Source organism: Arenibacter sp. P308M17, from assembly GCF_003426735.1.
GTDB lineage: Bacteria > Bacteroidota > Bacteroidia > Flavobacteriales > Flavobacteriaceae > Arenibacter.
The window spans coordinates 72,765-95,788 of the sequence record NZ_QVON01000004.1; the positions used below are offsets into that span (position 1 = coordinate 72,765).

The following is a 23,024-nucleotide window of genomic DNA, read 5'->3' on the forward strand; positions in this document are numbered from 1 at the left end:
ATTGTTCTATAGAAAACCAACTACCATGTGCCCTAAGTCTTTTTTTATACCATTACTATCCATTTTGTTTTTAGGTTTAATGGGCTGTAAAGACCAATCCAAAGAGTCCAATACCATAGCAGACCATCAGGTAGCTATGGCCAATGAACCCCGTGGAGAGGACAATATTGCCTACCAATGGGCCCATGTGGCCTTGGAGGCAACTGCCAACGACACGGATCGCTTTAAGCCTAGGCCAACCGTTACCTCCAGATATCTGGGATTAATCTTTACTGCCATGTTCGATGCCTGGACGCGCTTTGACAATAAGGCCCAACCGGTATACCTGAAAAATTTGGAACGATTCCCGGAAAATGAAAGATCCTTAAAAAATAAGGAAATAGCGGTGAGTTATGCGGCTTATAGGGCCCTTAATGAATATTATTATTCCGATAGCACACTTTTTAAGAAGAAGATGATCGCATTGGGCCTTGATCCACAAAATAAATCGAAAGACCCCGGTACTCCGGAGGGAATTGGCAACCTGGCCGCGGATATGGTGATTGCGGCCCGTAAAAATGACGGGGCCAATCAATATGGGGAAGTGGAAGGTTCCAATGGGCAGCCCTATTTTGATTATACCCATTATGTGCCCGTAAACGATATTGATAAAAATATTGATCTTAACAGATGGCAACCAAAATATTTCTTGGACGGGAAGGGCAATAAATACAATCCAGGATGCCTTACCCCCTATTGGCAGAAGGTAAAACCTTTACTTTTGGAAACTGCCGATCAATTTAGACCCGGGCCGCCTCCTATGGTGGGTTCCGAACAATTGGCATTGGAAGTTAAGGAAGTAATTGACCTTCAGGCCAATTTAACCCCGGAAAATAAGGCCTTGGTAGAATTTATGCGAGATGGACCCAAATCTGTGCAACAGGCAGGACATTGGTTGAAATTTGCGCAAGACGTATCTGCCCGGGACAACAATACTTTGGACCAGGATATAAAGATGTATTTTTTGGTAGAATCCGTAGCCATGGATGCCTTTATCTCCTGTTGGGATTCCAAAATGTATTATGATTACACACGCCCATATGCCTTGGTGCACGACTACTATCAAGACCAGGTAATTAAGGCTTGGGGAGGTCCTGATAAAGGTATGGTTGAAATGAAGGGAAAGGATTGGAGGCCATATTCCCCCGATGCCTTTCTTTGCCCACCTTTCCCAAGCTACGTTTCCGGCCACAGTACCGTAAGCGCAGGATGTGCAGAGGCATTGCGATTATTTACTGGGGATGACCATTTTGGTGTAGAAGTGGAACTGGTTCCTGGAGCGCTTACAGAGCCCAATAACCTGGGTGACCCCGTTGTCCTAAAATTTCCAACTTTTACGGAAACTGCAGAAATGGCCGGTATTTCAAGGGTTATGGGAGGCTATCATATTCAGGCCGATAATGTGGCAGGCCTGGAATTGGGCAGACAGGTAGCAAGATACCATTATAAAAAATACCTTCAGCTCATTGGTGAGGATGAAGGAAAAAAAACGATGGACCAATAGTGCTATCCTATAAGAATTCTTTACACAATAGGTGAATCATCAAAAAACAAATCCCAATTAAAAAGGGTACCATAATTAAATTTTATCAATTAGCAATATTAAAACTAACCATACTTAAATTTATTCCCATGAAGAAATTTCATTTAATTCCATTATTGAGTACTCTTTTAGTTATCCTTGCCATGAATTCGGAAAGGTTAAATGCCCAAGGATGTGTGGCCATTAGACACTTTTCTTCCTGTGTAGGAAATAGCTTGGAAAGTAATCTTTTGGGCAAGGGCGACCTTCAGGTAGGCATGAATTACAGGTATTTCAAATCCTTTAGACATTTTAAGGGTACTGAGGAAGAGGCCGATAGGGTTGCCAATAATACCGAAGTTATAAATCATTCCCATGCATGGGACTTCTTTCTTACCTACGGCATCTCCAATAGGTTGTATACCAGTATCACCATCCCCACGGTAATCAATGCCAGATCTTCCCTTTATGAGCACGGCAGGGAAGAAAGGTACAGTACTTTTTCCAGAGGTTTGGCAGATATAAGGGCAGGTGTAGGGTATTGGTTATTTGACCCGTCCATAAACCCCAATACTAATATTGCCGTTGGTCTGGGAATCAAACTACCAACGGGAAATTATAATGCCAGCGATATATTTTATAATGTAGGCCCGGAAGGAAGCCCGGAGACAAGACCGGTCGATCAGTCCATTCAACCCGGCGATGGCGGTTTTGGCTTTACGGTCGATTTTCAATTCTACCAAAAAATAGCTACAGGTCTATTTGCCTATGGTGGTGGCTTCTACCTTTTTAACCCTAGGGAGACCAATGGCATCAGAACCTTTAGGGAAACATTGAGTCCTATTTTGGAAAATGAGGCCATTATGGCCGTACCGGACCAATATTCGGTGCGCACAGGTCTTAGTTATAGCTTGTCCAATGTTATTTCCACTTCCTTGGGAGCCAGATTTGATGCCGTACCTGTAAAAGATCTTATTGGAGGTAATGAAGGTTTTCGTAGGCCAGGAAATGTCCTATCCTTGGAACCGGGCATAGCCTATATGCATCAGAATTTCACCTTAAATTTAAATGTACCTATTGCCCTTAGAAGGGATAGACCTCAGAGTGTAACGGATAGGCAAACGGAAATTAGCACTGGAACTCCTAGAAATGGAGATGCCGCCTTTGCGGATTATCTAATAAATTTTGGTATATCCTATCGCTTCGCCAAAAACAAAACAATGGAAATAGACCCGTCGATCAAGAACACTTTTAATTAGAATTGTTGCTTACCAATCTATTGGCCTATAGTCCTTAAGAAACTTACCGCACCAATGTTTGCCGGAGTTAATCCCGTCTATCAATGGATCCAACACCCTTGCGGCACCGTCAACAATGTCCAATGGAGGTTGAAAATCATGGATTTCCTCCTTTCTTTTGGACAATTCAATAGGGTCCTCGTCCGTTACCCAACCGGTATCCACAGCGTTCATATAGACCCCATCTTTGGCAAAATCCAGGGCAGAAGTATGTGTCAACATATTAAGCGCTGCCTTGGCCATATTGGTATGGGGGTGCCGATCCTCTTTGTAAAACCTATGAAATTTCCCTTCCATGGCCGATACATTGATAATATGTTTCTTGCCTGTATTCTCCTGCCGCATAAGTTTTGACAAACGGTTGCAGAGTACAAAGGGGGCTATGGCGTTCACCAATTGCACTTCTATCATTTCCGGGGTCTCAATTTCCCCTAATTTAAGTCGCCAGCTATTGGTTTTCCTTAGATCTACCTGTTGTAGATCGGCATCCAATTCGCCTTCTGGAAAAACTTCCTTGGCAGAAAGGGAACTATCAAAACTGTAGGGGATCTGGGATAGTTTTGCGGAGGCCCTAATACCGATACCGGGTTCCGGGGCATGCCAATTAACGGGCAAGGCATTATTTTGGGCACTCGCCGTGCCCTTGGTAAGGCCGTTCAGCTCCTGTAGGCAAAAATTGTGATCCATCAATACCTCCCGTACCCGTGGGGGCAGATCAGGGAAGGCCACCTCCTCATTCTTCATTAGGTGTTGGTAAAAACCTGCCGGCCTTCTTACCGTTTGGGCGGCATTATTGATAAGGATATCCAATCGGTCATATTGCTGTTCTATAAAATTGCAAAAAATCTCTACGCTCGGGATATGCCTTAAATCCAATCCATGTATTTTTAGTCTATGCCCCCATTCATTAAAATCCTCTTCCTTGGAGAAGCGAAGTGCCGCATCTACAGGAAACCTGGTAGTGGCCACCACCGTAGCCCCCGCCCTCAACATGATGAGGGTAATATGATATCCTATTTTCAATCGTGATCCCGTCACTATGGCCACCTGCCCCTCAAGGTCGGCCGTCTGAAAGCGCTTTGCATAATTGAAATCCCCACATTCGGGACACATGGCATCATAAAAATGATGTAGCTTGGTATATACCGTTTTACAGACATAGCAATTCCTCGGTGATTCCAATTCCAGCTCTTCCAAGGTCTTGTTGATGGGGGCAGTCAACAATTTGGGGGCAACGAATACGGCGGCCTCCCTGGCACTTCTAATACCTGTTTCCTTGCGCGCATGCTTATCGCGCTCTATCATCTTGCGTTTGGCCGCCTTGGCCGCGTCCTTTTTACGCTGTTTAAATTCACTCTTGGCCGGTCTGGACAAATGGCCCGCCGCTTTTAGCAAGGCCACTCTTTTCTCCTCGGGAAGTTCAAAGATCCTATGCCCGTTCCCTACCAACTTATTAAGTAGAAAAATACACTGATCTATCTCGTCCGAACTTATTGTCTCCGCAATATTCCCTTGCCTGTCCACCAGATTATTACCCCCCATTTCCAAATATTTTCAGAAAATTAAAACCGTGCAAATGTAAGGTTTAAATTAGATTGCACAAACAGCAGTATTTGCCATAGCGGCCATGGTAAAACACCACCATAGTTGTTTACGGGCCCACCATGATATGAGCCCTATGCGTGCCCGGATCCATTAACCAGGGCATCCCCGGGGCATGGGGCTTGTCCGGTAATCCCGTAGATTCCGTGGTTGCAAAAGGGGTGTAAATAACATATCTGAATTTTCCATTCTGCAACTCTCCGGTGGAAATATCATAATCCTCGGATTTTCCATAGTACACATACATCATACTAGGTTCCTTGGGCATTTTTATTTTACCGGATGCTACCTCCTTGGCACGGATTTTTTCCCGCTCCTCCCCAGAAAGTTCTTTCGCGGAGAGTTCCCTTCCACGGGCCATAAAGGGTTCCAATTTTTTGGAATAACATGCCACATTTATTCCGTCCTTATCCGGATTATCGCCTATACACACCAAATTATTGGTTCCCTTTCTCAACACTACCAACGCTCCAGAGCTATTATATCCATAGACCATAGCGCCCTCCCTTTTCTCATTAGGGATGGGCAAAACAGCAGTTTTGATCTGTATTTCGTTTGGTGGAACTTCCATTTTAATTCCTTGCGCCATAAAAGAAAAAAAGGACAATAGCGACATACCCAGCATTAGTTGTTTCATATGAAGTTATTTTATGTTCCGATTAATTATTTTCCTAAAGATAAAAAATATAGACCCAACCTATTAATAATTAACTTCTAAAATCCAACCTAATTCATGATAGGATGATCTAAATTTACCGGCAGAACTAAAACCTTTGGAACAATGACGGTTTATGAATTTCTCGACAAACTTAGAAGGACTCCGGAAGAGATTACCTTTGGCGACACTATAGGTATTATTGACACCTATTATAGTTTTACGCCCTCAAGATTTACCAATGGAGCAATTATTTATGAGGCCGGCCAAAATTTAGGTTCCTGTAAAGTATTCTCTTTTGCGCAACATCACAAGTTGGGCAAGGAGGAAACCTTGGCCTGCTTTGGTTCCTATTACACCAAAGACGTTCTGGAAAATCCCAAAGGTACGGACCACCAAAACATTCGTAATTTTATGATCAGTGGTTGGGAAGGTATTTCTTTCGACAATGAAGCCCTTGGCATAAAGTGAGATTAAATCCCGATAGTTATCGGGATTTAATCATGGAGGCCGATTCCTTGTCCAAAAAGAGGACCGTTTCTGGATGGGTCCTGAGTATTGAAGCCGGGCAAAAGGTGCCAATGTCACCGTAAAGGGTATTATAAACGGCCTGGGCCTTTCTTTGATCTGGCACCACACAACTAATGGCCTTACAGTTCATTATGGCGGTAATGGTCAGCGTAACGGCTTCTTTGGGTACATCGGCATAGGTTGGAAACCAGCCTTCCCCTAGCTGCTGATTTCTGCATGCCTCATCCAACTCCACCACCTTCACCAATTTGGGATCTTTAAAGTCGGCAACCGCCGGATCATTGAAGGCTATATGTCCATTTTCCCCTATTCCAATGCAGGCAATATCTATTGGATTTGTTTCTAACGCTTTTTCATAATTTTTGATCTCCATTTGCAAATTGGCTGCATCTCCATTTAGGAAGAATATCTTTTTAGGGGCCACCCTATTTAAAATCCGCTCCTTGAGATATCTTCTAAAACTAGCGGGATGGGCTTCGGATATGCCCTTGTATTCATCCAGGTGAAATACGGTTATTTTTCCCCAATCGATTTCCTTGTTCTGCAATGCCTCTAAAAATGCAAACTGGGATGCTCCCGTGGCCAATATAAGATTGGCCGCACCCCTATTAAGGATCGCAGCACTTAATTTTCCTTGAACATAATCAGCCGCCGCTGCACCCATTTCCTTTGTTTGTCCATAAACATGTATGAACAGATTATCCATTTGAAACGACTTTTCCATTGTATAGTTTTATATAAATTCGGATATAGCAAACCAGGTGGTCAGCAGTGAAAATAGGATAACCGCTATTAGCCCTAGATTGAGCTTAAGACCTGCCCTGTTATTCCCCATTAATTTTTGTCTATTGATCAATACAAACATTGGAACCGCTACTGCCGGCAGGATACAGGCTTGAAAAGCCTGGGAGAAAACCATTAGTGCCGGTGGCCTTTCCTCCAGAAAGACAGTTCCAAAGGCAAATACCATGGCTCCGAGCATTAAAGCTCTGGAAGATTTGGAATGAATATTTCTCGGAGTTCCCCTATAGTCTGCCAACAACCAGGGGGCTATGAGCACAATGGGAAAGATAGTGGAAAGTCCGGCTCCTGTAATCCCTATAATCAGTACAAAAGCCGCCAATTTACCTCCCAACGGCTCAAACAGGGATATCATTTCTACGGTATTGTCCAGTTTCATCCCGGAAATATGAAGGGTTCCTGCAGCAACCGCCATGATGATACCGCTCAAGAAAAGCATCATAAAAGCGGACACAAAGGCATCCGTCTTTTCCTTTTTTAAATCGTTTAAACCCCACCCCTTTTCTGCAACAACGGTACTTCTCATAACAAAAACAGCTGCAGAACAGGTGGTACCGGTAATGGCCGCAATGAGCCCCAATGCCCCGGGAGTGTTGGGAATACTAGGAATCATGCCCGATAGGATATCTGTCATGTCCGGACGGACCATGATAAAGACCACCATAAAGGAAAGTCCCATCAAGATGACCAGAACGGTCAACACTTTTTCAAAAGCTTTATAACGTCCGAACCATAAAAAAAATGTCAGTATTGTTACAAAAAACAAGATGATCCATGCCCGGTGTATTATAGTCCCGTTATACGCCAAGCGCACCCCTTCCTGCACCAGATCGGCCACTATGCCCATTACGCCCATAAGGGCCAATAATTCCCCTATGATCAATACAAGAATGATATAGAGCGAAAGTATCCAGCCCCATTTAAACTCCTGTTTAAAATTAAATAGCGCAGTCCTACCCGTCACCAAGGTTACTTTGCCATAGGCGATCATTAGAACATAGGTAAAAATGCAGGAAAGCACTACGGCCCAAAAAAGGCCCATGCCAAACTCCGCGCCGGTCTTGGCCATGGTGGTAACGCTTCCCGTTCCAATATTGTACCCGATGAGGAATAAGCCGGGACCTACGGCACTTAGTCCCAAAAGGATTTTTTTAATTATCGATGTATTGCCCATAGTCTGCTATTTATATAATGAACCCATTTAATTTTCAACCAAGTACCCTAACATTCAACACTATAGAAATTCGCAACATGTTAATCTATGGAATGCACCAACTGTCCGGCTACAAATGTCTTTAGGATGACCATTTGATTATCCTCCATCTGAAAGAGAATAAGGTCTGCACGTTTACCCTGTCCTATTTCCCCCAGTCCGTCCAAAGAAAACATCTTGGCGGGATTGGTACTTGCCATTTGTATGGCATCGGCCAGGGTACATTGTGTAAAATCCATAATTACCCCTACGCAAGCACTTATTGGTGACGCTGCCCCGGCCAGAACATTTTCCTTGGGTAATTTCACCACGTTGGGGGTCAGTAATAATGTACGTTCCCCACGGGTATACTCTCCCGGAGGCAGGCCCGCCAGATCCAGGGCATCGGAGACCAAAATGGTTTTATCGGGGCCTTTTACCTTATAAAAACTCCGTACCTCTTCCTTGGTCAAATGAAATCCGTCCGCTATTAGACTGGGAGCGATACGATCATCGGCCAATTGCGGCCAGATCGGGTTATGGTGCCTATTGATCTCGTTGGCACAGCCATTGCCCAAGTGGGTGGCCATTTTTGCCCCGGCATCTATGGCGCGTTTTATATCCTCTGCACTACCATTGTGATGTCCGAGTGCTACTACAATACCATTGGCCACACAATTGCGGATAAAGGGTATGGCCCCCTCCAATTCGGGAGCTAGGGTTATTATTTTTATACCATTGTTCGCTGCTTTCTGCAACTCCTTAAATTCCTCCCAGTCCGGGTTTTTAATATATTTCTCCAAATGTGCCCCCCTAAACCCTGAAATTGGCGATATATAGGGGCCTTCTAAATGGAACCCGGGAATGGATTTTCCTATCTCAGGATCCTTTTGTGCCTCGGCAAGAATTGTAAAATTCATTTTCATCCTATTGAAATCGCTGGTAATAATGGTCGGGAAATAAGTAGTTACGCCTGCCTTCCACAAGGCTTTTGTAGCCTTCCTTACCCCCTCCACCGTAAGATCCGGACCTGAAAAATCCACTCCCATATAGCCGTTGATCTGGACATCGACCAGACCGGGCGCTACATATACTTTGGAATCCCTGTCCCCATTGGCCAAGCGGTCGATTCCCGAAATTTTTCCGTCCGTAACCGATAGGGAGACCCAGCCCCCATCGGAATACAAAATACCCTCCATACCTTTTGGAGCAATAGACTGTGATATTCCCATATTATAAAAAAAGAAAAGTGCTAAAATTGATATATATTTAATTATCATAACAATATGTTGAATTAATAATTATCGGATCCTTGTCAATTCCATCGGAAACTAACTTCCAGATTCAATTTTGCGAATCTTAATGTTCCGAAACCAGGCATCGTCCTTATGGTTTTGAAGGACAATATGTCCCTTTTTCTTATCCAAAAATCCTGGATAGTCCACAAACTTGCTTTTTTGGAAAAGGGAATCCAAATGTTGGGAACCAAATTCATAGGTAACCGCCATTTTCCCGTTGAGCCAGTGCTCTACCCTATTATTATTTACCACAATGCGACTGGAATTGAACATTCCGGCCGGCCTGACCTTTACATTTTCCGCAGCAATCATATCATAAAGACTAGCTGTATATTGGGAAGGCTTTAATTTTCCCGCGTAAAGTGTATCGGCATCATCCAATAACTGGTATTCAAATCCAAGGGCCGAATATGGGGAACCGAACTTTTTGGACATCTCTTCGGAAACATTGTACTTTAAACCTGTGTTGCCCGCTTTTAGTATTTTCCACTCAAAGTACAATTCATAATTATCAAAGGTATCTACTGTCATTAGATCTCCCCCTTCCACGGGTTGGCCATCAGGTAGGGAAGGCACCTCTCCGCTATTCAATTTATGTATGGCACCATCTTCAATTGTCCACAACTCGGTCTGAACATCATTCCTGCCCAAACCCCGCCAACCTTTAAACGATTCTCCATCAAATAGTAGTTCCCAACCCTGCTGTTGCTCCAAAAAAGTTAAGTTATTGTGCAATTGCTCCCCAATCTTCATTGGTTCCTGCCTACTTTCCTCTTTATTTCTACAACCAATACATAACAATCCCATTATGTAGACAATGGCAAATACACTACGCAGGCTATTCTTGTTATTCCCCATCATTATAATACAACGGATTCCCAATTCCCTGAAACTATTGATTTTTGAATGGCTTCCAATACCGCAATACCATGAATAATGCTCTCGTGGCTTCGCGGTTCCTTTCCGGTGCTGAACATATTTACCATATCCACATAATTCTTATCGGGATCAACGGGCTTTATACGCGACTTTAATTCCACCACCCCCTCATCGGTCTCCACAAAATTTTGCCAGCCGTACTTTTTGGTAGTAATCACCAAGGTGGCCATTCTTCCATTTTCAAATATTAAACTGGCGCTACTGTTCAAATTCTCCTTTTCATTCAGGTTGAATCTGGCGGAAACAATTTTTTCGTCAAAAAGATAGATCAGAGGCTCTACCAAATGCACTCCATAGAAAAAAAAGCCTCCATAAATGGAATTGATATCGGCCTTGCCGTAACTGGTTATTTGATTTACCTCTTTCATTCCCGCCAATTGGCTACGCATATCGTCCGTAGCGTAGCTATGGGCTATGGAACTATAGGATGTTACCGGGGTACCAAGGGTCCTTGCCATTTCCAGAAATGTTCTTGCAGCCGCACTACTATAACAAAATGGTTTGTCTATAAAAGTAGGTATCCCCTTTTTGACAAAGGGGAGGGCGGCATCCAAGTGTAGGTCGCCATACCGATGATCAACGATCAATGCATCTATCTTTCCCATCATTTCCGATGGATCTTTTACAATAACGGGAATACTACCCTTGGTCTTGGCATTTTGGGCAAATTCCTCTTTTTCCCCCCAAACATATTTAACCTCCCAACCCGGAAATTTTTTATCCACATTGAACATTTTCCCGAAACCTATGGTATGTGAATTTTCGGCACCAATGATACCAATTATCTTATTTTTTAGCCCCGGGGATTTTCCAGGCTTTAATTGGGAAAACAAAGTAGATGGTATGGACAGGGCCAAGGTTGAAAGTGCCGCCCCTTTTCCTATTTTCTCTAAAAATGATCTTCTGTTCGTCATATATTTTTTATTATAATTTCATTTCCCAGCCGTTTTCATAAGACCGGCTCCATAATTTCTGTGCATCGCTATCCTGCAAAATATGCCCGTTATCGGCATCTATATTCAAAGACCTCCCCGTACGCTGCGCAATATTCCCCAATTGCACCAACAAGGTACTTTTATGACCGGAGTCTATGTCCGCATTAAGGCTGGCCCCGTTTAGGATGGCATCGAACATATTTTGTATGTGCAGGGCATCCAAGAGTTCGGCCGGATTGGATTTATTCCTGGGATCTATTTCCTGGGTATTCTTAACTTCTTTCACCATTTTACCCTCCAAATCAAAAATGGTATAGCTATTGCCACCTGGTATTAGCATACTTCCGTTTTCCCCATAGAACATAACGCCGACCGCATTCCCTTCAATAGGCTTGCCATTACAGCTCCTACCTTCCCAGGACATGGACAAGCCTTCGGCAAAATCCAAATTGATCACTTGGGTATCCGGTGTCTCCCAATCGTCCTGATATCTATACCTACCGCCATTGGAGCTAACCCTTATGGGATAGTCCACCTGCATGCCCCAACGCAGCAGGTCTATCATATGGGTACCATTGTTAAGGGCTTCCCCTGTTCCCCAATGCCATAACCAATGCCAATTATAATGTACGATATTGTCCTTATACCTCATCCTAGGTGCCGGACCTTGCCAAAGTTCCCAATCCAACCAATCGGGTACCCCAACTTCCTTCCCGACCCCTATGGACTGACGGTTATTGGTGTACCATCCTTTACCAAAATACACCCTACCAATGGCACCGGACTTCAAGGCCTTTATCCCTTCTACCACATTGGGCCATGATCTTCGCTGGTTTCCCATTTGTATTACCTTCCCGTATTTTTTAGCGGCCTGTACCAAAATTTCCCCTTCATTGGGGTTGTGGCTACATGGTTTTTCCACATAAACGTGTTTGCCTGCTTCCATGGCCAGGAGCGATGCAGGGGCATGCCAATGATCCGGTGCGGCGATCACTATGGCGTCTACGTCCCTGCTTTCCAAGGATTTTCGAAAATCCGCATAGGTCTTCGGCTTCCTATCCTGCCTATCCTTTAAGGAATCCAAACATTTAAGGACAACTCTGCTGTCCACATCACAAAGATGGATCACCTCGGAATTCTTCTGACTTGCAAAATTTTGGGCCAGGGCATTTCCCCTACTATTGACCCCCATCATGGAGACATTGATACGATCATTGGCCCCTAGAATACGGGCATAACTTTTGGCACTAAATTGGGGAAGGATTCCGGCCGTAGCTATGAAGGCGGAACTGGCTGCGGTTTTTTTAATAAAACTTCTTCTTGAACTTGAATTTGATTTCATGCTATCCAGATTTGATCGTTATTAACTTTATTTATTTCGTATGTCATTTAAAATGGGGCTAATATAGGCCCGAAAACTCCATCCCTAGGGCATTGATCTCCTCATCGGAGATTTCTCCCGAGCACACCAATGTCCGAAAAGCAAAACGAACCGACTCCCCTTTCTTCAAACTCAGATCCATAGTTTCCTTGCCTTCCGAAAATACATTTTGACCCAGTGGATTTATGGCAAATAGACCGTAGCCCCTCGCGTGCCAATAGGCCGGATATCCCGGATTCTCTTTATGGTCCAGAATCACCACGGCAACTTTCCCCTCCTTATAGTTTCCAAAGAGTTTCATCCATTTGGCCCTGGTTCCCCATACATCTTCACCTCTAATACCTTCACTACTTAAATAATCCCCGGAAACCGCATCGTTGTTAATGACTTTGATCGTCTCCGGATTTCCGTGCGTATCGGTTAGCGTTAGCGGATCATCGGATGGCAATTCCAGTTCACGACTTAGCCTAATGGCAAACATCCCCTCTTTGGTATCCTTGAACAGGATATCCTCCTGGGCCGTTAAGATACTGATCCAATCTATAATCCTTATCCTCCCCTGGTCTATAAATTGAAGTTCAATTTCTTCCTTTATCTGGGTACGCCCCTGCGCTTCCCAATGGGTCCGGACCCGTATCGTTCCCTGGGCATCCTTGGCATGGGCCTCAACAACCTCCTGATGCCTGATAACACCACTAAATGGCTTGCGCTCTTCCGGGGTGGCTTCTGAATGCCCCCAATAATCAATTCCGTTCACATCTCCATAATTCATCCACATCCCTATGTGGTGCGGATGGTCCGCACGTTCTCCGGCCACTGTCTTCAAAGGATATTTGCGTGTTATCTCCGTGCCTTCCGAAGTCGTTATGGGCCATAAACACGGTTTCATAATATTGTCGGGATAGATGTAAGAAGTAAATAATTCATCCCCAAAGTAGACATTCACTTTTTGTTCCGACACCTTATTTTCTACCCTAACACCAGGTTTTTCGGTTTCCTGCAGGCCACTTACATCCTTCTTTTTGGACTTGCCATTTCCACAAGAAGCGAAAAAGAACAATAACACCAAATAACCAAGTTTTCGTATTCCCATAATATTTGTTTCCAGTTTAAAGAAAGTTACTTGACCCTTCCCAATTTATGCTATTTGGCAAGACCCTTATTGAAAATTAATATAATAATCCACGTTCTCTTTTATAATTATATCCAAAGGCACATACTGAATGGGGTTGGGCGACTTCTTGTAAACAAAAAAATCGAACAGCACCTTTACAGCGGTTACTCCCTGAAATACGGGTCTTTGTGAAATAATATAATCGATATTTCCATTTTTTAACTCGGCCACATTCCCTGGAACAAGATCAAATCCGACCACCTTTAGTTCCAACCTGTGAAAGGCGTGGTACCTAGAAATAATGTGGGCCCTGGAGTTGGAAACAAAAACACCTTTGGTCCCGGGATTCTTAATATAATAGGTGGTCAGTTCCCTGTTCACCTCGATCTCCGTGGTGGAGGGGATCGTAATGGAATTTATATTTCTCCCTGTCTGGGGTTCATTTTGCTTGAAATAATCCCTGAAACCGTTTTCCACAACGGCGGTATGGGCGCTATTCTCAAACCCCTTGACCATATTCACTATTAGGATGTCGTCTGAAGGACCCAAGACCGAATTCAACAATTTTCCGGCTATGTATCCGCTGCCCTTTAGATCGGGCCCAATGTAGCTTAGATTTTTTTTGTTTTTGATGTTGGCATCTATAAAGACATAAGGAATATTCCTTTCTTCCAATTTCGTTATGAATTCCAGACTTTCCTTTTCAAACAGCGGTGCCAAAATTACGCCACTTGGATTCTTGTCCAGAATGGCACTGGCATTTTTAACAAAACTGGATTCGTCGAACAAACTGTACTGGTAAGTGTATAGCTCCATACCAAAATCCCTAAATCCCTCCACTCCCTGATCTACCCCTATTTTTGGTAATGACCAATAACTTTCCGTGGTAACCGCTTCCGGAAACAGGCTGCACACCGTAAACTGCCTTCCCAAAGCCAAGGTTCTAGCCAGGAGATTGGGATTAAAATCCAATTTGTCTATGGCCTCTTCCACTTTTTTTCTTTTGGCATGGGACACCTTACCCCTATTGTGCAAAACCCTGTCTATGGTTCCTATGGAAACATTGGCATAGTTTGCCAGGTCCTGAATGGTGGTCTTTTTGTTTTTTGCCATAGAAAATAAACTTACCTAATTATATGTGCTTAAATAAATTAAAAAAGTGTGTGCGCACACAAATATAAAAATAATTGCGATATGAGCGAGTTATTATGGAAATTTTAGATTCTGTTACAGTGTTTATTTATATAAATGTGTAAGCACACACTTTTAATAAAACAATATAATTACATTTTACCTGACCGGGAAAGGCCCGTAGGAAGGGTTTTTGGAACGGAATTAAATTCCTTGACAATAACCGTTCGATAAGTGGGCAGTGAAATCCATTTTTTTGCCGGTCGTAAACTGCCATTGGCAACTGAAAATACCCAAAGTTTCATGGAAACCAATCCCGATAACCTACAATGACCTTCTAATGGCGATAAACAAAAAAATGAATAAAGAGTATATTATAAAAAAAGGAATTATGTATTCTGCCCACCCCAAAATCAGCATCACACTTATAAGTAGTAGTTGAAACCCAAGGCCAAAAGTAGATACGGCCGTCATAAGCCAATTGGGCAGATGTCTGCCGTTGGCAGCCTCGGCATCCAACTTATAAATAATTTGGTCAAAACTGCCGTAAAGTACTCTATACCACCAAAAAAGTACATTCACGTTTCGCTGCTGCTCCCCTGCCATTGCTACCGGAGTCCCAGATTCAAAAACTCGACTTGTAACATCGCCATGAAACTTATTTCTCAAAATTACATAGTAATAGTTATACAGGGTACCCTGTAGTTGCAGCCCAAGAAATGCCAACAGGGCATAACCAAAACCCACATGGGTTATACGCCATAACACTAAAAATATCAGGATATTCAACACAAAATCAGAAAGGGAATCGAAATACCTCCCGGTATAGGAGGGCGCATCCTTGACCCGTGCCAACTCCCCATCGGCAGCATCCAAGATAGATTTTAAAATAAAAAAAAAGGCCGCATACCAATTATAGCCATAGTACATGCAGACCACCGCAATTACACCAGAGCAAAGAAAGCCAATAGTAACTTGAACGGGGGTAACGGCAGTTTCCTTTAATCCGTTTGCAATTACACTGGCCATTGGCCTCCCATAATCTGAAAGATCCAGGAATTTATGATCTTCAGGCAATTTAGACATTTCCAGCTTTTTTTTGGAGCATTTTTAATGACTTAGCTACCTAAAATTAAAACAGCACACTTCGTTATTCCCACCAAATATACAACTAAAAAAAAGGAAATTGGTTAGGCCTGCCATACAAACGGATGACCTAAGGATCTTGGGAGGAAATAGGAAGGGCCACAACAAAATAAAATGAACCTATACAGACGGCCCAGCCTTACCCTTCCAAAATCTCAAGCTGCCGAACAATGTCCTTTTCAGTTACGGGATACGGGATTCCCTCTGCAATGGATCTATAAACATCTTCGAACAAATTCATGTAGGACGATCTTACCGACTTTACTTTTTCAAGATGCCTTTCCCCATTCCCGTCAATAGTAGTGAGTACCCCATATTTATCGGCATCCTCAATTCCAAACAAAGGATTTCCCGGGCACATTCCCTCCAATAACTGCTGCTCCTGAATGTCCGTTCTTTGTTTAATAAAGGTCCCCTTGGTACCATTAAGGATAAAAGCGGCCTGCGGCTGCACCACCAACATACTCATTGTTATAAACAGCTGAACTCCCTTCGGATACACTAAATGTATATGGGCATAGTCATCTACCTGGGTTTTAGGCCTAAACTTGCCGGTGTACTTTTTCCATTCCAATGGGTATCCAAAAAGTGCAATGGCGGCGTCCAACAAATGGGGGCCCAGATCATATAAAAGACCGCTGCCCGGCAAAGGGGTCTCCTTGGCTATTTTAGGGCCTATATGATACCGATATCTATCATAACGCATATGGGCTTCCACCATTGCTCCCAATTTACCGGAATCCAACACCTGTTTTACCGCCAGAAAATCACTATCGTACCTTCTATTCTGATAAGGTAGAATACAACGGTTCAGTTTTTTTGCCTCGGCAAAAAGTTCTTTGGCCTCAGCACTACTTACACAAAAAGGTTTCTCCACCAAAACATGCTTCCCTGCTTTAAGCGACTTTAACGCAAATTCGAAATGCGTGTAATTGGGCGTATTCACCACTATTAGATCCAAGTCCCTATCGGCTATAAGCTGATCAACGCTGTCGTAACTTTTTATGTCGGGATAACGTTTGCCCGCTGTTTTTTTACTCCGCTCTACAACCGCGGTTAACCGGAAACCAGAATGTTTGTTCAAAAATGGGGCATGGAACAAAGTACCCGACATGCCGTATGAAAGAATACCTGTTTTTATCATCTTCTTGGACATATTTTAAGCTTTTTTTAGTACATGACAAAATTCAATTTCTCAAGATTTTCCTCAATTTTGGACCCCTGCCCTAAAGGGTGAAATTAAGGAAAATCAGGCTCCCTTTAGGGTTTGGGGTAAAACGGATTTTCCGAGAAACCTTGTTAAGACGATTTTTGTCATGTACTTAGGCTTCTTTTATAAAAAATCATTATTGCCCGATTAAAGACAAAAGACCACTTCGTTACAAGACTTAAGACTAAAGATCCGATTACAACCAGCTGATTTAAAGTATCCCTCTTTATCAAGATATATCAAATCAAAAAACAGGGTACAAAAGACGCCAATAACTCTAAATCATTGTTATCAATAGACTTATGATGATATATATAATTTTATCGGACAACAATAATAAAAACCGGACATTTTGAGGCCAATAGGAACAGAGCCCCAGTTCCTATTTTAGACTGGCCAAACTCTTCTCCAGGGTATCAATCTTAGCAATGGCATCCGCCTCCTTTTGCCGTTCCAAGTCAATTACCTGTGCAGGTGCGTTGGCCACAAAACGTTCATTGGAAAGTTTCCTTCGCACGGACACCAAAAAGCCTTTTATATATTCCAGTTCGTCTTCCAACTTATTAATTTCTGCATCGATATCAATAGCTCCTGCCATAGGAACAAAATATTCGTTGGACTTCACCCTAAAGGTCAATGCCCCATCCACCGCACGGTCAACATAGTCAATGGCCGACAAGTTGGTAAGTTTGGCGATAACCACATCCCAATCCCCGGAACTGCCACCATCGTTTAATACGGCCAATTGAAGGGCATCCTTCATTGGAATATTCTTTTCCTTGCGAATGGTCCGTATTCCGGCAATTACATCCGAAGCAAAGTCAAAACCTTCAATTAGATCCCCGTTTATAGACTGTAAGTTGGGCCATTTTGCAATGACCAATGCCTGCTCCGGACTACGCTCGGCAATGTGTTGCCAGACCTCTTCGGTAAGAAAGGGCATAAACGGATGCAATAATTTTAGGTTTTCCTCAAAAATATGGATTACCGCATCAAATGTGATTCTATCTATAGGCTGTTGGTAAGCCGGTTTGATAATTTCCAATAACCAAGAACTATAATCGTCCCAGACCAATTTATAAATGGCCATTAAGGCATCCGAAATACGGTACTTGCCAAAATGATCCTCTATCTCGGTCAGTGTTTTGTTGAATTTTGAAGTATACCATTCAATGCCCAACCTGGAAGCCTCCGGCTGCGGAAGATCGGCTACTTCCCATCCTTTGACCAGGCGGAAACCGTTCCATATTTTATTGGCGAAGTTCTTTCCCTGTTGGCATAATGCTTCATCGAACATAAGATCGTTACCTGCGGCAGAACTCAGCAAAAGCCCTACACGAACCCCATCGGCCCCGTAATCTTCGATCAATTGCAGGGCATCCGGCGAATTTCCGAGCGACTTGGACATCTTGCGCCGCTGTTTGTCCCGAACCAATCCGGTGAGATAAACGTTCTCAAAAGGCCTTTCATTGCGGTATTCATAACCGGAAATAATCATTCGGGCAACCCAAAAGAACAGGATATCCGGCCCGGTCACCAAATCATTGGTAGGATAATAATACTCAATTTCCTCATTATGGGGCTCCAATATCCCATTAAAGACACTTATTGGCCAAATCCAGGAAGAGAACCAAGTATCCAGGGCATCTGCATCCTGCTTTAGATCGTCCAATTTTAAATCGGCATTCCCCGATTTTTTTCTGGCCAAATCCAATGCCACTTCCCTGGTTTCGGCTACTACAAAATCGTCCTGCCCATCCCCAAAATAATAGGCCGGGATTTGTTGTCCCCACCACAATTGTCTTGATATGTTCCAATCGCGTATGTTTTCCATCCAATGGCGATAAGTATTTTCGAATTTTTTGGGAAACAACTTAATATCCCCGTCTTCAAGAACCGACTTAATGGCAGGTTTGGCCAGATCTTCCATACTTAAAAACCACTGGTCGGACAATCTTGGCTCAATGACGGCTTTGGTCCTCTCCGATGTACCAATTTTATTGATATGCTGTTCTGTCTTCACCAGATATCCCTTTTCCTCCAATTCCCTTGCAATGGCCTTTCTTACCTCAAAACGGTCCTTACCCTCATAATGCAGACCAAAACTATTAAGACTGGCATCCTCATTAAAGATATCAATGGTTTCCAAATTGTGTTTCTCCCCTAGGGCCTTATCATTAATATCGTGAGCAGGGGTTACCTTTAGACAACCTGTTCCAAATTCAACATCAACATAATCATCCTCAATGATAGGAATTACCCTGTTGCATATGGGAACTATGGCATTTTTACCCCTTAAATGGGCATAGCGTTCATCCTTGGGGTTTATACAGATAGCGGTATCCCCTAAAATGGTTTCAGGCCTAGTGGTGGCAATGGTCACGGTCTCGTTGGACCCCTCTATTTTATAGGCCAAATAGTACAATAGGCCCTGTCTTTCCTCATAGATAACTTCTTCATCGGACAAGGTGGTTTTTGCTTCCGGATCCCAATTTACCATACGGTAGCCCCTGTATATCAACCCCTTATTGTAAAGATCCACGAAGACCCTGATAACGGAAGCGGACATATTGTCATCCATAGTGAACTTGGTTCGTTCCCAATCGCATGAACAGCCCAGTTTCTTTAACTGTTCCAAGATCACCCCACCATATTCATAGGTCCAATCCCACGCATGCTTCAAAAATTCTTCACGGCTAATATCCTTTTTATCTATGCCCTGTTCCTTCAGTTTGGCAACCACTTTGGCCTCCGTAGCTATGGAAGCGTGATCGGTACCCGGTACCCAACAGGCATTTTTGCCCATTAAGCGCGCCCTACGGATAAGGACGTCCTGAATGGTATTGTTCAGCATATGGCCCATATGCAATACCCCAGTTACATTGGGTGGCGGTATAACTATGGTATAAGGTTCCCTATCATCTGGTGTGGAATTAAAATAATTATGTTGAATCCAATAGTCGTACCATTGGCGCTCCACCCTGTTAGGCTCATATTTTGAAGGAATTTCCATTATTTGGAACAGTTTTTGCTTTCCCTTTACGGGCAATTACTAATTGAGTGCAATATTAAGGTTTAACTTGAAATAATTCTAAGGTTTTTGTCCCTTTAGAAATACGAAACAAAAATAAGTAACGTTCTTACATAACAAAAGAATTTTGGAGGTTCACTAAAAACATTTACTTTTGAAATTCACCAAAAACTAAAAATAATGAAAAAAATAGTACTGATTCTATTTGTTGGTCTCTTAGGTTTTGGCCTAACCGCTCAAGAAAATGCAGCGAAAATTAATTTCAAGACGGAAACCGTGGATTATGGTGAAATTGCTAAAGGCAGTGATGGTGTAAGGGTATTTGAATTTACCAATACCGGCAATGCGCCACTTGTTATCAGCAAAGTAAGCTCCAGCTGTGGTTGTACCATTCCCAAAAAACCGGAAGGTCCAATTTTACCTGGTAAAACTGGACAGATACAAGTAAAATATGATACTAACAGAGTTGGACCCATCGCAAAGGCGATTACCGTAATTTCCAACGCTGACACCCCAACAAAAGTATTGAAGATCAAAGGAAAGGTATTGCCGGCAGAAGGCAAGTAAATATCCCATAAGGAACACCTAAGCTTGTTAAGACCTTAATACGGTATTTAACAAGCTTTTTTTTTGGGTCCACATTGGTAAATTACTGGCCCTTCCTTGGAACCTTTACCTAAATTGAAATGGAAACCTTATCCGATACATTAAGTACAATTCTCTATCTGCAACATCAATTAACACATTAATAAGGAATCAAATAAGGCAGTTTTATTGTTTTGTCCGTATTGATTTCCCATTTTTGCCTAAAATTATTATCCATATGCCATCAATTTCACGGAGAGGCGAAACAATGCCGGAATCCCCAATAAGAAAGTTAGTGCCTTTTGCCGAAGCTGCCATAAAGAGAGGTATAAAGATCATCCATCTTAACATTGGCCAGCCAGACATAAAAACACCCAAAGTTGCTTTGGAAGCGGTTAGGAACAATACTTTGGAGGTCTTGGCCTATACCAGAACGGAAGGTTCCGAACCTTACAGGGAAAAGATTGCCAAATATTACGCAAAAAATAACATAGATGTTGATGCGGACCATATTATTGTCACTACAGGTGGTTCCGAAGCATTGTCCTTTGCAATGGGAAGTATAGCGGACACTGAGGATGAAATTATTATCCCCGAGCCCTTTTATGCCAATTACAACGGATTTGCCAACGCCTGTGGAATAAAGGTAGTACCTGTAGTCTCCAGTATTGAAAATAATTTTGCACTACCTCCCATTGATGAATTTGAAAAACTGATAACACCCAGGACAAAGGCAATCCTTATTTGCAATCCGGGCAACCCAACAGGCTATCTATATACAAGGGAAGAAATTAAAAAGCTTGCGACCATAATAAAAAAACATAACCTGTTCCTAGTGGCCGATGAGGTATACCGCGAATTTATCTATGACGGCCGGGAACATTGTTCCATTCTTCAGGAAATAGGCTTGGAAGAACATGCCATTGTTATAGACTCGGTTTCCAAAAGATACAGTATGTGCGGGGCAAGAATTGGATATTTGGTCTCCAAAAATAAGGAGGTGATCCGCACAGCCCTAAAGTTTGCCCAGGCACGTCTTTCCCCTCCAACCTATGCACAGATTGCAAGTGAGGCCGCCTTGGACACCCCACAGTCTTATTTTGACGATGTAAAAAAGGAATACGGCGAACGCAGAAACTTACTTATCTCAGAATTGAACAAATTGGAAGGTGTGGTAGTAGGCCGGCCCCAGGGTGCGTTTTACTGTATTGCCCAACTGCCCATTGAAAATGCAGATACATTTGCCCAATGGCTATTGGAAGATTTCAATCTGGACGGGGAGACCGTAATGGTAGCACCTGCTGCTGGATTCTATGCCACCAATGGATTGGGAACAAACCAGATCCGAATTGCCTATGTATTGGACAAGGAAGATCTAAGAAGGGCGGTACACATTTTAAAAGTGGCCTTAAAGGCATATGCACATTAATGGAAATACTGAAAGACATATCCCTTAAAGGGTACAATACTTTTGGAATTGATGCCAAGGCCAAATTCTTTTGCGAAATCAATTCGATCACAGCGCTAAAAAAGGTACTCGCACTTAAGGGCTACCCCGATCTATTTGTTCTTGGGGGCGGTAGCAATCTACTTATCACAAAGGATCTGGAAAACCTGGTACTGCACATTAACTTAAAGGGAATTGAAGTAGTATCGGAAAATAATGAGGAGGCCATGATAAAGGTAAGTGCCGGTGAAAATTGGCACAATATGGTATTGTGGACCTTGGATCACGACTATGGCGGATTGGAGAATTTATCCCTTATTCCAGGAAATACGGGTACCGCGCCAATTCAGAACATAGGTGCCTATGGTGTTGAACTAAAGGACCGCTTTGAAAGTTGTGAAGCCATGGAAATTGATACACGGAAGCTAAAAACTTTTTCCAAGGACGAATGCCAGTTTGGCTACCGCGATTCCTATTTTAAAAATGAAGGGCTGGGAAAGTACATCATCACCTCGGTAAATTTTAAATTGACCAAAAAAAATCACAGGTTAAATGTAGACTACGGGGCCATTGTTTCCGAATTGCGGAACGGTGGCATTTCCGACCCCGGCATCAGGGACGTCTCCAATGCGGTGATTTCCATTAGAAAAAGCAAGTTGCCAGATCCGAAGGAACTGGGCAATAGTGGAAGTTTCTTCAAAAACCCGGTAGTGGACAAGCAGCAGTTTGATAACTTCGTCAAGTTGCACCCGTCGGCACCCTTTTATAAGGTTTCCGAAAATGAATTCAAAATTCCGGCAGGTTGGCTAATAGAGCAATGCGGATATAAAGGAAAGCGATTTGGGGATGCCGGAGTACACAAGGACCAGGCCCTGGTACTGGTCAATTACGGTGATGCAACGGGAAGGGATATCATTGCCCTGGCCGAAAACATCATGGACAGTGTACAACAAAGGTTCGGAATCGTGATCGGCCCTGAAGTAAACATCATAAAATAACCCCCGACACATAATGCCAGGGGCTATACCAAACCAAACTAACCAAAAATTAAATGCACAGTTACCAGCTGTCCATTTATCCAATTAAAACGCTAAGCATAACAATCAATTTTATAATTTAGCGTTTGTTTATATACGAGTAAAAAGAAGGTCTTGGATGATTGCCGAA

General features: G+C 43.0%; 19 protein-coding genes. 6 read left to right on the top strand and 13 right to left on the bottom strand.

From position 1 onward, the window contains the following. Nucleotide 1 precedes the first annotated feature (1 nt). Complete coding sequence (locus D0S24_RS11085; RefSeq protein ID WP_251795770.1) at nucleotides 2-1,543, top strand: vanadium-dependent haloperoxidase; 1,542 nt, start codon at nucleotides 2-4, stop codon at nucleotides 1,541-1,543. 128 nt (nucleotides 1,544-1,671) lie between these two features. After that, complete coding sequence (locus D0S24_RS11090; protein ID WP_117019946.1) at nucleotides 1,672-2,820, top strand: hypothetical protein; 1,149 nt, start codon at nucleotides 1,672-1,674, stop codon at nucleotides 2,818-2,820. 9 nt (nucleotides 2,821-2,829) lie between these two features. On the opposite strand, the gene D0S24_RS11095 is transcribed toward D0S24_RS11090, so the two are convergent. Then, nucleotides 2,830-4,401 carry an SDR family oxidoreductase gene (locus D0S24_RS11095; protein ID WP_117019947.1) on the bottom strand — a complete coding sequence of 524 codons (1,572 nt, stop codon included), beginning with the start codon at nucleotides 4,399-4,401 and terminating at the stop codon, nucleotides 2,830-2,832. Nucleotides 4,402-4,510: 109 nt separating this feature from the next. Beyond that, entirely contained in the window at nucleotides 4,511-5,098 is a 588-nt protein-coding gene (locus D0S24_RS11100; RefSeq protein WP_181938073.1) for a hypothetical protein, read from the bottom strand. A gap of 144 nt (nucleotides 5,099-5,242) precedes the next feature. Between D0S24_RS11100 and D0S24_RS11105 the strand changes: the two genes are divergently transcribed. Next, the gene (locus D0S24_RS11105; protein WP_117019948.1) at nucleotides 5,243-5,587 is read left to right on the top strand and encodes a HopJ type III effector protein; all 345 of its coding nucleotides are present in this window, start codon (nucleotides 5,243-5,245) and stop codon (nucleotides 5,585-5,587) included. A 16-nt stretch (nucleotides 5,588-5,603) separates the two neighbouring features. Here the strand turns inward: D0S24_RS11105 and D0S24_RS11110 are convergent, their stop codons facing one another. The 11 genes from D0S24_RS11110 to D0S24_RS11160 all read right to left on the bottom strand — a co-directional run bounded on the left by D0S24_RS11110 (nucleotide 5,604) and on the right by D0S24_RS11160 (nucleotide 19,807). After that, on the bottom strand, nucleotides 5,604-6,371 hold the full coding sequence (locus tag D0S24_RS11110; protein ID WP_220377748.1) for a glucosamine-6-phosphate deaminase: 768 nt from the start codon (nucleotides 6,369-6,371) through the stop codon (nucleotides 5,604-5,606). A 9-nt stretch (nucleotides 6,372-6,380) separates the two neighbouring features. Continuing rightward, nucleotides 6,381-7,622: an Nramp family divalent metal transporter gene (locus tag D0S24_RS11115; protein WP_117019949.1), complete on the bottom strand. Its 1,242-nt coding sequence runs from the start codon at nucleotides 7,620-7,622 to the stop codon at nucleotides 6,381-6,383. Between the two features lie 80 nt (nucleotides 7,623-7,702). Next, a complete protein-coding gene (locus D0S24_RS11120) occupies nucleotides 7,703-8,872 on the bottom strand; it encodes an N-acetylglucosamine-6-phosphate deacetylase (protein ID WP_181938074.1) in 1,170 nt (389 codons plus the stop codon). A gap of 99 nt (nucleotides 8,873-8,971) precedes the next feature. Then, nucleotides 8,972-9,799 carry a DUF1080 domain-containing protein gene (locus tag D0S24_RS11125; RefSeq protein WP_117019951.1) on the bottom strand — a complete coding sequence of 276 codons (828 nt, stop codon included), beginning with the start codon at nucleotides 9,797-9,799 and terminating at the stop codon, nucleotides 8,972-8,974. Further along, nucleotides 9,799-10,791, bottom strand: a complete 993-nt coding sequence (locus tag D0S24_RS11130) for a Gfo/Idh/MocA family oxidoreductase (protein WP_117019952.1) — start codon at nucleotides 10,789-10,791, stop codon at nucleotides 9,799-9,801. The genes D0S24_RS11125 and D0S24_RS11130 overlap by 1 nt, the downstream gene beginning before the upstream one ends. Before the next feature lie 10 nt (nucleotides 10,792-10,801). Then, the gene (locus D0S24_RS11135) at nucleotides 10,802-12,154 is read right to left on the bottom strand and encodes a Gfo/Idh/MocA family protein (RefSeq protein WP_117019953.1); all 1,353 of its coding nucleotides are present in this window, start codon (nucleotides 12,152-12,154) and stop codon (nucleotides 10,802-10,804) included. A gap of 58 nt (nucleotides 12,155-12,212) precedes the next feature. Then, nucleotides 12,213-13,286: a PmoA family protein gene (locus D0S24_RS11140; RefSeq protein WP_117019954.1), complete on the bottom strand. Its 1,074-nt coding sequence runs from the start codon at nucleotides 13,284-13,286 to the stop codon at nucleotides 12,213-12,215. Nucleotides 13,287-13,352: 66 nt separating this feature from the next. Then, complete coding sequence (locus tag D0S24_RS11145; protein ID WP_117019955.1) at nucleotides 13,353-14,420, bottom strand: substrate-binding domain-containing protein; 1,068 nt, start codon at nucleotides 14,418-14,420, stop codon at nucleotides 13,353-13,355. 342 nt (nucleotides 14,421-14,762) lie between these two features. After that, a complete protein-coding gene (locus D0S24_RS11150) occupies nucleotides 14,763-15,524 on the bottom strand; it encodes a CDP-alcohol phosphatidyltransferase family protein (RefSeq protein WP_117019956.1) in 762 nt (253 codons plus the stop codon). Between the two features lie 199 nt (nucleotides 15,525-15,723). After that, nucleotides 15,724-16,740: a Gfo/Idh/MocA family oxidoreductase gene (locus D0S24_RS11155; RefSeq protein WP_117019957.1), complete on the bottom strand. Its 1,017-nt coding sequence runs from the start codon at nucleotides 16,738-16,740 to the stop codon at nucleotides 15,724-15,726. Between the two features lie 436 nt (nucleotides 16,741-17,176). Beyond that, nucleotides 17,177-19,807 carry a valine--tRNA ligase gene (locus D0S24_RS11160; RefSeq protein ID WP_117020233.1) on the bottom strand — a complete coding sequence of 877 codons (2,631 nt, stop codon included), beginning with the start codon at nucleotides 19,805-19,807 and terminating at the stop codon, nucleotides 17,177-17,179. Between the two features lie 198 nt (nucleotides 19,808-20,005). Between D0S24_RS11160 and D0S24_RS11165 the strand changes: the two genes are divergently transcribed. The 3 genes from D0S24_RS11165 to murB all read left to right on the top strand — a co-directional run bounded on the left by D0S24_RS11165 (nucleotide 20,006) and on the right by murB (nucleotide 22,855). Further along, nucleotides 20,006-20,392, top strand: a complete 387-nt coding sequence (locus D0S24_RS11165; protein ID WP_117019958.1) for a DUF1573 domain-containing protein — start codon at nucleotides 20,006-20,008, stop codon at nucleotides 20,390-20,392. 256 nt (nucleotides 20,393-20,648) lie between these two features. Next, nucleotides 20,649-21,839 carry a pyridoxal phosphate-dependent aminotransferase gene (locus tag D0S24_RS11170; RefSeq protein WP_117019959.1) on the top strand — a complete coding sequence of 397 codons (1,191 nt, stop codon included), beginning with the start codon at nucleotides 20,649-20,651 and terminating at the stop codon, nucleotides 21,837-21,839. Next, entirely contained in the window at nucleotides 21,839-22,855 is a 1,017-nt protein-coding gene (murB, locus tag D0S24_RS11175; protein ID WP_117019960.1) for a UDP-N-acetylmuramate dehydrogenase, read from the top strand. Before D0S24_RS11170 ends, murB begins: the two co-directional genes overlap by 1 nt. The last annotated feature ends 169 nt before the right edge of the window (nucleotides 22,856-23,024 follow it).